Below are 12,877 nucleotides of genomic sequence, written 5' to 3' on the forward strand. Positions count from 1 at the left end.
ATTTTTAAAAAACATTGTCAAGCAACATATTTAATAGATATTAAATACAATACAGCCAACAATTAGCGCTTATTTTTCTGGTGCGAAAGTTGAGTTATTAACATTGGTTAACATTAATGGAGGTCTCAATAATGAATAGGCAACATGATCGTTTAAAAATGATGCTTGTAACGGCGTTATTTGCCGCTATTATAGGAATATTAGCACAAGTAACCATTCCACTTCCTCTAGTTCCGATTACTGGACAAACTCTTGCTGTCGGATTAGCTGCAACAATATTAGGATCTCGATATGGAACATTATCCGCCTTTCTTTATATGTTGTTAGGAGCAGTAGGATTACCGGTATTTGCTTCTATGAGTGGCGGAATGGGAGTCATCGTTGGTCCGACAGGTGGATATATTGTAAGTTTCATCTTTTCTGCTTTTGTGATTGGCTATTATTTAGAAAAAACATCTTTTACTATTCCACAAGCTTTTATCGCAAATATCATTGGAATGTTTGTAAATTTAGCAATCGGTACGGTTTGGTTAAAATATTTAGCAGAATTATCTTGGACTGGTGCTTTTGCATCTGGATTTCTTCCTTTTATTATTGGAGGAATCATTAAAGCCTTACTAGCCGCATGGGTAGGAATTATTGTTCGTCAAAGACTTATATCCGCAAAATTATTAAAAACATCAGAGAAAATTTCAGCCTAATGAACAAATACGCAAGTGCCACAGTTCTTGCGTACGGATTTCGTAGTTTTCGACTGAGATAAAGGAAACACGGCGAGGTACTTCTCGAGCTGATGTTGATTTATCGGAGGGAGAAACAGAGAAAATTCTAAAAATTTTATCGTTTCCTACACATCAAGAAAGAACCATTGATCCTTACCGATTAATGGTTTTTTTATTTTAGGATGCCTAAATAATCAACATATATCATCCCTCTTCATAATAAATGTTAGTAAGATACTTAAAAAACATCTCATCCCTTTTAGAATCTGGGAAAAGGAGGGAATATGTTGAAGAAAAGAAATACGGCAGCTTTTACTTTTTTAGCTTGGATCTCATTTGTTGCGGCTTGTTTAGCTATGTATATCGGAATTTACTTTTTGAACGAACCACTCGTTGTGAAAGGGTATTATGCAGTAACAGCGGCTTTTTTAATTATGTCGTCCTTTGTACTACAAAAGGTTGTTCGTGATAATTACGAAGATGAAGAAAAAACGAAACAAATTGGAAAAGATTAAGATCGCACTTTTTGTCTTCATTTGAAAAGGCTACAAGCTTGAAAAAGCTTGTAGCCTTGTTCTTATACTTCTTTTTGGTTTGGGATTTGGCATCCGTCATCCGTACAAACGGCACCAGCCCCACTTTCATTAGACAAGGTTTCGATTGTTGAGACGGTATTCTCTTCTTTCCATACTTTTTGTAGTGCTTTTTCGAATATTTCTGTCGGTTGTGCTCCAGAAACAGCATACTTTTGATTAAGTACAAAAAACGGGACACCTTGAACCCCTATTTTTCTTGCCATTTCTTCATCAGCACGAACCGCTTCTGAGTACTGATCACTTTCAAGAACACGTATCACTTCATCATAGTCAAATCCTAACTCAACCGCCAATTGAGCTAATTCTTCATCATTTCCAAGGTGCTTTGAGTCGGTAAAATAGGCTCTCAATAAACGTTCAGTCATTTCTTTCCCTTTTTCTTCAGCAAATTTGACTAGTCGATGAGCATGAAATGTATTTGTCGGTTTCATCGTATCAAAATGGTACTCGAGTCCAACTGATGCAGCTTGTTTCCCAATATCTTCATTCATTTTCGTAGCTTTTTCTAGACTAATGCCGTACTTCGAAGCAAGGATTTGATGAATTGACTCCTGATAATCCTTCTTAGCATTTGGATCAAGTTCATAGCTTCGATAAACAACTTCTACTTTACTTTTTTGGGGGAAGTTTTCTAACGCCTTTTCAAGACGACGTTTCCCTATATAGCAAAAAGGACAGACAAAATCAGACCATACTTCTATTTTCATTTTCACACCCCATTTTTTCATCATCTTGGTGATTGTAACATACTCCTGGGGGAATATAAAATAAATGCACCTTTGTTTTGATTAGCACGATGTGAACCTTACAAATAGTTGGTCTTACAGGCAGAAATCAAATCCATTCGCCATTCTATTAATTTTTTAATAAATGATAAATTACTTCTTCATCCGTCAGTTGGGAACCTTCATAATATAGCTTTTCCCTTGCTTCATCGATGGTCCCCTCGAACACTAATCTACCATTTTTTAATACCCCTAAACGATTACATAAATATAAAATTTCACTCAAATCGTGAGTCGTATAGACAATCGTTTTTCCTTCTTCCGCCAATTGTTTCAAATATTGATTAATTTCCATTTTGGATTGAAGATCGATTCCGACAGTTGGTTCATCCATTAAAAGAATCTCCGGTTGATGAATTAAAGCTGTCGCAATATTCAACTTTCTCTTCATCCCTCCAGATAAATGGGCTACTTTTTCTGTCCATTTATTAGCTAAATGAAATCTTTCACAAATGTCATATAAATACTCATTCGAAACTTGCGACTGATTAAACTTGCTCCAAAACACCATATTTTCTTTCACAGTTGCTTCATCAAGAAGGGCTATTTCTTGTGGAACATATCCAATCAATGGGCGGATTTTCTTATGAAGGGATAAATCAAATTCTTTTATCGTAATCGTTCCTGATGACGGCTTTGAAATCGTCGCAAGGATAGATAATAATGTAGATTTTCCCGCCCCATTCGGACCTAATAATCCAAAGATTTCTCCTTTAGGAATTTCCATCGAAACTTCTTTCAAAGAATGGTTCCTACCATAATTTTTTGAAACTTTTTGAATGCTAATCATCTCTTTTGTAACCTCCCTACGGCCCATACGGCCAAAAGCAATCCAACGGTCATCAAGATGAACCCATTAGGGAATAATGACTCATTTAATAATGATTGAGGCATCCATGATGAAAACAGTTTAAGTTTTGGAGAAACATCAGAAATCGAAAAAAAGCTGTCCCCAATAATTCCTATCATAAAAACAATGAAAAAACCAAAAAACAAGTAATTTCCACGATTCTTGTTGATACTTGCTATAAAAAGACTACTAGAAATACAAAAAAGAATAAAGAAGATCATGTGAACAATTAAGAGATTATTCTTTTCAATCATTCCAAAATAAATAAATACAGCAAACATAAGGATTGCTTGAATGATGTGAAGAAAAAAAATAGCCGCTGTCCGCTGCCATAAATAAATAGCCAATCCTTTATAAGTTGAACGTATTTTGGCAAATAAGGGCTGATTTTTTATGAACCATTCCATCGATAAGAAACAAGATAACATCGTGAAAAAACCCCATAGATTTACATACGGAACCGTTGATTCATGTTTTTCCTTCTTTTTTGTTCCCTTAGTGGTCGTTTTCCCTGTTGAAACTGCAATCGTCATTAACGGCCTTGGTTCCCATTGTTGATCTGTATATTGATAGGCTTCTTCCCACAGCTTCTGAGTCTCCTCACTTCTTCCAAATTTACGCTCAAAAATTTTAACGACTCGATCGGATGCTTTAATTGTCGTTGTCAGCCTCGTCACTTTACTAGCCAGCAATTCTTTTACTACACCTGTCGCGATCGAAGTGGACGATGACCATAGTTCTATGGTTTCATCCCGTTCCTCATTCAACAATTGTTTATCGAAATTCTCCTTTATAAGGAAAACACTATCTACCTCATTTTTCATTAACCGTTTTTTTGCCAATTCTCGGGAATCCTCTAGTACGAAAACTCTCGATTCTTTCTTCATTTGCTGAATAAAACTTTTTGATAACTCACTTTTGTCTTCATCTACTATTGAAATAGGAATAATCAAATCTTCTTGTTGCTTATCTAATAGAAAACTAAAAACTAGAACTGCGATAATAGGAAAAAAATAAATACAAAAGGAAAAAGGGCGGCTAGCGGTTTGTGTTAATGTTTGAAAAAAAATCCCCATTCATTGAGCCTCCCTCTTTCTTGAAAATACCGAGTTAATAAAACCGTGAACACAAGACATAAGACTGAGACTGCAGATAGATTGATTATCGATCCCCAAGCTATCTCACCGGATAGAAAAAACTTCAACCCCCAATAATTGACGGTTGTCTTACCTAATAATTCCAACCAATGAGGAAAATATACAGTTGGAATCATATGACCCCCAGAAATAGCCCCGACGATTAACAAGCATCCTCCCACCATTTGATAAACTTTCACATTGAAAAGCAGTTTTTCAAGGAAGAGAAACAGTGTACAACAAGCAAGGATCATCACTACACTACCCAAAGTCCATTTTAATAATGGGATTGGCCACTTCCACATCAATAACAAAGAAGCGATGAAGCTACTCATTAAAACAAGTAAAAAGAGGACAGTTAATTTGGCTAACATCATTTCCACTGCGGAGACGCCACGTGATTGTAAACGAGCTTCTACACTAGAGCTCAAATAATTGTCTAATAAAACTAAACCTGTGAAACTCCAAATCATAAGAAGAAACACATAAAAAGAAACAGAGTAATATTCCACTAAATTTCGCTGAAATAATGAGTCTACTACCTTCTCTTCATAAATATTTCCCCTTCCTAAAACGTGAAGGGAAAAAGTAACGATGTTTTTTTTCAACTCTTCTTTTCTTTCCTGTTTTGAGAATGTCGAATCTAACATGAAATCATGAATCGTATTAATGCCACTTTGTGCGGCTGAAGTTAAATACGCAGCACTATCCATTACATGTAGGACTAATTGGGATTGCAAAGGTCGTTGGGAATTCCCAACGACCTTAACAGGTGTATTAATCCCTTGGGCAACATCTCGACTAAATCCTTTTGGAATAATGATTATTGAAGCAATTTCATTTTTCTTCATCATGTTCTGAGCCGTCTTCTCATTCGTTTGAATGGGCTTCATCAACTTTTTAAAATCATCATTCTCCGTCAATTGATTCACAACCAATTTCGTTTCGAAGGTGGGATCATGATTAATAATCGCTATTTGAAATGGCTCAACCATCCCTTTGTTCTTAAATAGTTGACTCCCAATTATACCCATTCCAACTAAAAATAAAATCGGAATGAACCAATAAAGACTAATGATCATTTTCCTTTTCCATAACGATGCCACATAGAGGGCGGTAAATACACCAATATTTTTCATGTCAAAACACCTATTTAAAGATTAGAATATGTTTCTGTTTCCATTGTATTCATATCCTCTTCAAAAGGATCCATTAAGCCGAATTTCTTCATTAATTCATATAGATTAATACTTACCTCTTGTTGAATATTCATAATATCTTCGTCTGATAGTTTCATTACATTTAACGCTTTTTGATCTTTCTCAAGCGAAGGTAATTGAACATCTTTTAATTTAGACTTTGAATCCAATTTTAAATTAATCTTTTCCAATTCATCGACATCATCAAAGTTCATTTGGATGTCGAACGATTGGTTTGCATATTTTTTTTCAATATTAATATCGTTTGATTGCTTAACTTTCCCAGCCACTTTCCCTGAGATTTGAGGTGAGTCTTCATCCTTGATCGAGAACGTAAAATCTCTATCAACTGTATGTTTTTCCGAAGGATCGCCTTTATATTTAGAATCAATTTTGAACTTTAATTCTGTATCGATATTCCCATCCTTTTCCAATAAACAAGTAATAGCTAAGTTTTCCTTACGTTTTTCTTTATTTTCATCGATATCATTGGTTATGTTAAAACCAACCTTATCCTTCTTATCATCAATTGCTTCAACTTTTATTTCTTTCAATCTTTTATCTTGATCATAAGGTATGTTTTTCGTATGAATGTCAAATTTCACATGGTTCACTTCATTATTGAAAGTAATTTTTACAGAACGATCAATGATTTGCTCTTTCTTATCGATTAATAGATCAGATTGGAAGCCATTCGGAAACTTCATGTCTTTGATTTCACTTTTGGTCTTCTTAAGCCCCTTCACAAGTTCTTCCTTAAAAGTGGCTGAATCTACTTGCAGTTTTTCATCCATTGAGGATTGTATCATTTTGTCCGCTCGACTCCAAAGCATATTATGCATTTTCTTATCTTCTATTAATTGGTCCAGAAACTTAAGAAGAAGAGCTTTCGTTTCTTCAGAGGATAATTGAAGAGAAACCTTTCTTAGCTTCATCTCTTCCCCCTTATGTTCATACTTCACATTTTTCTCTAAACTGAAATGCTCATCTTTTAGTTCCTTATCGATAAAATCGCCATACCTTTTGGCTAAATATGCCTTTTCCTTTTCTGATAATAAAAGTTCTGCAGAATTAGGTTGTGATAAATTTAGTTTTTCTGGCCCATTGTATGTCGGGTCCATCATTCTCATAAACTCTCCATATTCCTTCAGATTCAAATATAGGACTTTTTCGTATAATGCAGGGATTTGAAGCCCTAATTGCTTCTCAGATTGGAATAATTTTGCATCCACTGATTCTTTTCCAATATTTAAAGACGTTTGATAATAGCTTGCTTTTTTCTTAGGATCTTGGTCAGCTTGTACAGAAATGGACGCTTCTTTCAGTATTTCCTGTAACATTTCTGTTTCCGGTGAAACAGCTCCAGCTGGACCCGTTTCAATATTCCCGCTAAGCTCCATCTTTGTACTAGATGGGCTTTTCAATGTTTCTTTCTGGAATTCTATACTCTCACCGTACAGTTGATTCCAATCTTCCGTCTGTTGTTGGATCGATTTGTATTCTGAAATGAAATACAATGATTTAGCGGATTTTTTGAAGAAAAAAGCTGAAACGGCTGTTCCGCTCAAAAGGATAAAAATAATTGCTGGTATCCATATTTTTTTGTTTAGCTTTGTTGGCGGCTTATAACTTTGCGTTTCTAAACTTGCTGCTGTTTCCTCTTTCGTCGCTCCTTGAATGGATGTGCCACATGAAGAGCAAATGGACGAGTTTTCACTCATGCTAGTCCCGCATTTTGGACAATTCCTCATAATCTCTCTCCTTTAAAATAATGAAAATTTGTACTATTACTTTCTCATTCTAGCAAAGCCCATTTTCATTTCTATATGTTCGACAAAAGTAGACATAAAAACCGTTCTTTTCCCCCTTTACCATTAATTGAAAAATAGGATAAAAATCCTATATTTTAGTTCATATCCATACCTTTAGTTCTATAAAAACAGAAAGGAATTCATCTAAATAGACTACTATCCTAGTAGGACAAACATATAATTTAATGGTTATAGTCAAATATCTATCTCCATCTTAGTAGAGGATGAATATAACTATAGGGAATAGGACATGCAGGAATATTTGTCCTACTACACTCATCTAAGGAGGAAAGGAGAAAATGACTTTTGAAATCGGGTTGACCATTTTCGTATTTATTATGACTATGATCGTTATTTTTTGGCGGCCTGGTGGAATGAATGAAGCTTGGCCTGCTGCGGTAGGCGCAGGGGTGATATTATTAACGGGGCTCGTATCCCAGAGAGATGTCATCGATATTATCGATAAGATTGGAGGGGCGTCCATCACAATTATTGCCACGAGTGTAATGGCTGTTATATTGGAAAGTTTCGGCTTTTTCCACTGGGCAGCAGCCAGACTTGCTACCCATTCAAAAAACTCCGGTTATCGACTATATTGGTACATTCAACTATTATGCTTTTTAATGACACTTCTATTTAATAATGATGGCAGTATTTTAATTACAACTCCTATCTTAATTTTACTCTTGAAAAATCTTCGACTAAAACCCCATCAAATGATTCCCTACCTATTAAGCGGAGCCCTAATCGCGACTGCATCAAGCGCCCCGATCGGAGTTAGTAATATCGTGAACCTAATTGCATTAGAAATTGTGAACATGACACTCTACATGCATACAGCGATGATGTTTGTACCGGCAACATTAGGGCTAATATTTATGTCATGGATAATGTTCATCATCGTAAAAAGGCGATTACCAGAAAAACTACCAGATATCGCACATGATATTGAGGAAATTTTCTTCACTAAGCATTTTCATCCATTAAAAGGAAGTATCTCTGTTGAAACAAAGAATAAACGTACAAGATTTATGATAAAAGTCTTGTTATTTGTGTTTATTATGCGTTGTCTCTTGTTCGTAGCGTCATACTTTACCATCCCAATTGAAATAGTGGCTGTTTTTGGCTCATTAGTACTACTAGTATGGAGATGGTATCATTTAGGAACTACCCCTGTAGACATATTGAAGAAAACCCCGTGGCATATCCTTATTTTCGCCTTCTCGATGTATGTAATTATTTACGGCCTTCATAATGCCGGATTAACTGAGATGCTTGTAGAGGTTTGTGAACCGATTGTGAATAAAGGATTATTCCAAGCTAGCTTTATTATGGGGGGATTGGTTTCTTTTCTATCTAACTTCTTTAACAATCATCCAGCCTTAATGATTGGAACCATTACACTGACGGAGATGGGACTAGATCCAGTTACATTAAAAACGATTTACCTGGCAAATATCATAGGTAGCGACATGGGATCCTTATTACTACCTATTGGGACACTTGCTTCCCTTATTTGGATGCATATCCTTAGGCAAAATAAGATTAAAGTAAAATGGAAAGATTATTTAAATGTATCGATCATCGTCATCCCAATTACTACATTTTTAACCTTATTTTTGCTTTATTATTGGGTTCAATTAATTTTTACTTAATTTGTTAATATTCAATTGAGGCAATGTTATTCATCTAAGGAGTACTATTTCATTGAACCATTTTCAACTTTTCATGAACGAATGGAAAAGGGCCGAATAAAAAAGAGTCTTTTTTCATATCGAAAGACTCTAATCGATTAATATCAATACATCTTTAAACTTAAATGAGGGGAATGATCGAGATTTGTTCATGATAATGACCAATTCATCACTCGCCATTCCCCGTATATCTCAGTAGAAGTGGAATCTTAAAGACAATGATTATCTTCCTTTTAAGGAAAAATCATACATGACCTCATCTTCAAGCTTTTAAGGAATGTGAATGGTCTTGATATGAGACATTTTCAAGAACATTGACTCCCCGTTTGCTGTTATTAGCTCGATAATATTACTTGACACATTTTTTAATACTCCTACTTTATTTGGATGATCTCCCATATCAAACACAACCAATTGATTTTTGTATTTTTTTAATTGATCTTCGAAGGAACGATGTAAGGAGATACTGGATGGAACTACTGGTAATTTATCATGATCTAATGTGTAGGGAGTTAGCTGATTCGTGTAAGGTGTTAACCATTTTAAGTGCTGCATGGAGACAAACATTGTCTTATAAACCGGTGAAAAGAAGACGATATAATCATTTAATACGTTTGTCACGTATCCATGAATGGAGCGATTACCCGTCACAAAAATTTCCAAAAATCTCCCCTTTGCATTATTTAAAACCTTTCTATATGATATATCCTCATTTTCATTCTGGAATGGAAGACTTTCAGGTGTAGCAGCAGTAATTTCCTTTAAGTTTTTTTCCTTTAAATTGTGGACATGCAATAGTGGGATATAGAGGAATTGTTGGCCATCAAATAGGATAATGACATCTAAACCTGTATCAATGAGAATCCCTGCAAATGTGGTTTTCCCTGAAATTTCAACCTCCACTTCCACCCCAATATAATGACGAATCCTTTCCACGCTACCTTCCCCCCTTTTTAATCCATATTTTAAACGGGTGCATTAGAGATTCTCCCAATGCACCTTTTACTCCCAAGATCCTATCATTTCGATGTTTATTCCTTACTGTTCCAAACATAATCAATCGTTTTGACCACTTTATCATTATTACGACTGCGACTTCTGGATCGATTACTCTTTATCTCTGATTGTTTTTTATCTCCATCTGAGTTAGAATTGTTTGCATTATTATTTTGATTATTCGATTGGTCTTGTTGATTATTATCATTTTGCTTATTCTGTTTTAACGATCCCTTTGGACCAACACTTATACTCTTAATGTGGTAAGGATGAATTCGTAATACTTCTTCATTATTAACTAGTGTGTAATGACCACCTGCATTTTCAACTAAAACACCTTCCATCGCTTCAGGGCCCCCACGATTGATTGATACCCATTGATGTGAAAAATCACGGAACACATTTTGGAAATTTTCAACATTCACATAATCCGGGTAAACTATTCCTGATTGTACGGCATTATTCAATTGGAAGTTGTTATTGTTTTGATATTCACATATACTTTTTACGTGATATGCGTTCACATAGACGACCCCATCGTCTTCTGTAAATAAAATTAAATGATCCCCTTGTACAGATAATAGTGTTCCATATTTTGATTCAGGGCCACCTTGGTTAATTTGGATGGTTTTATTTCCGAATTCTTTTAATAAACCTAGGAAATTTTCAGCTTGAAGAAAATCCACTTGTTCTCCATATGATTGCATTAATTGCATAGAGTTAGATTTTGAATTCTCACTAATACTTTTCACATGTTCTGCTTGATAGTAGATAACCTTGCTTTGGTTGTTGTTTTGATTATTGTTTTGATTATTATCATTGTTGTTTTTTTGCGATAGTATAGCAATATAGTCTGATTGAACATCTAATAAAATACCAGTCCTGGACTCTGGCCCGCCACGATAAATTGTAACCATTTTCCCTTTTAGTGACATAAGAAATGAGTGATATGAGCTTTTAGTGCCCAAATTCGCTTCTTTATTTTCCATTTTTATCCTCCTTGTCAAATATCCATATAGGGTATTCATAATGCATATATACGTATCACGGGTGTTTAATGAAACTGAATAGTAGCCTAATTCCCTAAAATTAAATGAATGCCTAAATCGTTAATTTAATTTATAAAGATGGCTTTTAATGTATTCAGCTCTTTTATCAATATATTGAAGGATAATCTCTTGCTCTTGATCAAATCTTTCTATTCTATCTTTTTCATATGGATCTTCTAATACATATGGTCTAATCAGTTGCTGTAATGATTCTATTTTCGGTTTTAAATACTCTATAGTAAATTGATGTTGAAGAATTCGACTTAATATTTTTTGATATTGTTTTCGGAAAGACTGGACATCTAAAATTCGGGCTGTTAAAGTATTAAAACCTGTAATTGGAACATAGTCTTCCTCCATGATTTCCCCATGAACATCCCTTCCCCATGTTGCATCATAATCCCACGGCATTACCTCAAATTGCCCTGTATTTTCATTTCGGTAAAGTGCGTAATTATGAACAAACCCATCATAGTTCTGTGTTAAGATTACACCTGCCAACCAAAGAAGGTACTGATTAACATTCATGTACTGAGGAATTTCTTTTTCAAAATGATCCTTTGGGATTGTATTTATTTTCATAATCATTTCATGTAAATATTGATCATCCACGTCAGTTCCACATTTTCTTTCATACCCTACATCTAGAGATTTTTTGACGTCCTTATCTAAATCACTCATTAATGAAAAATTAGCATCCCCATCAACAGCATAATAAATGGCGCCTTTTGGAACGTTTCTTTTCAATAAAAAATTTTCATCCACAGATTCTAATTCTAAGTATATTCCTTCATTTTTCCCATTGATGTTTAAAGTGACATAGCGTGATTGTGGTGCTAAAACCCCTATAGCAGAAAAAAAATCTAAGGATAGTTTGTTTCTTATTAAGGAGGGATCATTATATTCTGCATTTAAATGAACTTCGTTTGCCATCCGAAACGTTTTCGGCTTATAGAACGAAATATAATATGATTTTTTCTTTAACTTTCGAATATGAGAACCCCGATAGTTAAGATCAATTTCAAACTTTTTATTATTTACTTTCAAAGTTGCAGGTACAGGATCCTCACACCAAATATCATTCCTTAGCTCTCTTATATCTAATGGATGAATATATATATGATACCGTGGTAATTTCTCCATACTCCCCACCACCTTACTCTTTTCCTTCATAATCTATGCCCACAAAAAAAAATAGTGTATAACAATGAAATGCGTAGGCGACTGCACAGCGGCGACTTGCATCTGATCGGCCTTGGCGTCGCGCAGTTTGCGACAGAAAGGAAGAGCAGATGACCTCGAGCCGCTAGGAGCCGGAGCTGGACAATGAAATGCGTAGGCGACTGCACAGCGGCGACTTGCATCTGATCGGCCTTGACTAGCGCATAAATTCGTGGGAAATAATCAAACATCACGGGAAAGGTGCATATCTCAACAGAAGTAGTGCATATCCTCACGATTAATATGCAAATCACGTGGGAAATAGTGCATATCTGCACGGGAAATATCCAAATCACAAAGGATATGGTACGTACATCGATCCCACGATGGCCATGTGATGTTTACCGGTTATAAAATGTGGAAAACGGCAGACCCCAAAAAATTCAGGGACAAAAATACATTTAGAAAAGAATGTACGAATGACTCAATCAATTTGTCACTAGTCTACATAACTTGTAATAAGAGAAGGGACTAGTATGAAGAATAGATTAAACATTTAGCGGATTAAATTTCCTTTTCTCGAATTTTTTCATGTTTATTTTAAACTTAATAAGGAGGTTATTACGAATGAAACTCTTTACAAAAGACGACATTCAACAAGCTGTTAATGAGAATATGGAATCGGGGTTAGGCCATTTCTTATTCCAAGAGCCAGAATCTAAAAAACGCAGCCGTCATTCCCACGGATCCCGTTGTTCTCGTGATACTCGCAGATCCCGACGCACTCGCGATTCTCGCAGATCTCGTCGCACTCGCGATACCCGCAGATCCCGTTGTACTCGCGACACCCGCAGATCTCGTCGCACTCGCGATTCTCG

At 35.3% G+C, this 12,877-nt stretch carries 12 protein-coding genes; 4 read left to right on the forward strand and 8 right to left on the reverse strand.

Annotated features, from left to right (window positions below; genetic code table 11):
• The first annotated feature begins 131 nt into the window (after positions 1 to 131).
• Together J2S13_RS15255 and J2S13_RS15260 are read left to right on the forward strand one after the other, a co-directional pair.
• Positions 132 to 701 carry a biotin transporter BioY gene (locus tag J2S13_RS15255; RefSeq protein WP_307258692.1) on the forward strand — a complete coding sequence of 190 codons (570 nt, stop codon included), beginning with the start codon at positions 132 to 134 and terminating at the stop codon, positions 699 to 701.
• A 308-nt stretch (positions 702 to 1,009) separates the two neighbouring features.
• A complete protein-coding gene (locus J2S13_RS15260) occupies positions 1,010 to 1,237 on the forward strand; it encodes a YiaA/YiaB family inner membrane protein (RefSeq protein WP_307258693.1) in 228 nt (75 codons plus the stop codon).
• Positions 1,238 to 1,299: 62 nt separating this feature from the next.
• Here J2S13_RS15260 and J2S13_RS15265 read toward each other — a convergent pair whose 3' ends face one another.
• The 5 genes from J2S13_RS15265 to J2S13_RS15285 all read right to left on the reverse strand — a co-directional run bounded on the left by J2S13_RS15265 (position 1,300) and on the right by J2S13_RS15285 (position 7,039).
• Positions 1,300 to 2,025, reverse strand: coding sequence for a DsbA family oxidoreductase (locus tag J2S13_RS15265; RefSeq protein ID WP_307258694.1), 726 nt, complete (start codon positions 2,023 to 2,025; stop codon positions 1,300 to 1,302).
• Between the two features lie 148 nt (positions 2,026 to 2,173).
• On the reverse strand, positions 2,174 to 2,893 hold the full coding sequence (locus J2S13_RS15270; RefSeq protein ID WP_307258695.1) for an ABC transporter ATP-binding protein: 720 nt from the start codon (positions 2,891 to 2,893) through the stop codon (positions 2,174 to 2,176).
• Positions 2,890 to 4,029 (reverse strand): ABC transporter permease, encoded by a 1,140-nt coding sequence (locus J2S13_RS15275; RefSeq protein ID WP_307258696.1) that lies wholly within the window; start codon positions 4,027 to 4,029, stop codon positions 2,890 to 2,892. The genes J2S13_RS15270 and J2S13_RS15275 overlap by 4 nt, the downstream gene beginning before the upstream one ends.
• Entirely contained in the window at positions 4,005 to 5,228 is a 1,224-nt protein-coding gene (locus J2S13_RS15280) for an ABC transporter permease (RefSeq protein WP_307258697.1), read from the reverse strand. Before J2S13_RS15280 ends, J2S13_RS15275 begins: the two co-directional genes overlap by 25 nt.
• 14 nt (positions 5,229 to 5,242) lie before the next feature.
• Positions 5,243 to 7,039, reverse strand: a complete 1,797-nt coding sequence (locus tag J2S13_RS15285) for a zinc ribbon domain-containing protein (protein WP_307258698.1) — start codon at positions 7,037 to 7,039, stop codon at positions 5,243 to 5,245.
• 359 nt (positions 7,040 to 7,398) lie between these two features.
• Here J2S13_RS15285 and J2S13_RS15290 point away from each other — a divergent pair, with 359 nt between their 5' ends.
• Positions 7,399 to 8,754 (forward strand): arsenic transporter, encoded by a 1,356-nt coding sequence (locus tag J2S13_RS15290; protein WP_307258699.1) that lies wholly within the window; start codon positions 7,399 to 7,401, stop codon positions 8,752 to 8,754.
• A gap of 309 nt (positions 8,755 to 9,063) precedes the next feature.
• Here the strand turns inward: J2S13_RS15290 and J2S13_RS15295 are convergent, their stop codons facing one another.
• From J2S13_RS15295 to J2S13_RS15305, 3 genes are all read right to left on the reverse strand, one after another.
• Positions 9,064 to 9,729, reverse strand: a complete 666-nt coding sequence (locus J2S13_RS15295; protein ID WP_307258700.1) for a YwrJ family protein — start codon at positions 9,727 to 9,729, stop codon at positions 9,064 to 9,066.
• A gap of 95 nt (positions 9,730 to 9,824) precedes the next feature.
• Positions 9,825 to 10,778 (reverse strand): spore coat protein, encoded by a 954-nt coding sequence (locus J2S13_RS15300; protein ID WP_307258702.1) that lies wholly within the window; start codon positions 10,776 to 10,778, stop codon positions 9,825 to 9,827.
• Positions 10,779 to 10,898: 120 nt separating this feature from the next.
• Positions 10,899 to 11,990, reverse strand: coding sequence for a CotH kinase family protein (locus tag J2S13_RS15305; RefSeq protein WP_370874048.1), 1,092 nt, complete (start codon positions 11,988 to 11,990; stop codon positions 10,899 to 10,901).
• 636 nt (positions 11,991 to 12,626) lie between these two features.
• On the opposite strand from J2S13_RS15305, the gene J2S13_RS16940 reads away from it, so the two are divergent.
• Positions 12,627 to 12,877, forward strand: a 251-nt coding sequence (locus J2S13_RS16940) for a CotG/ExsB N-terminal domain-containing protein (protein ID WP_370874047.1), incomplete at its 3' end; no start/stop codon positions are given.

Source organism: Oikeobacillus pervagus (assembly GCF_030813365.1).
Lineage (GTDB): Bacteria > Bacillota > Bacilli > Bacillales > DSM-23947 > Oikeobacillus > Oikeobacillus pervagus.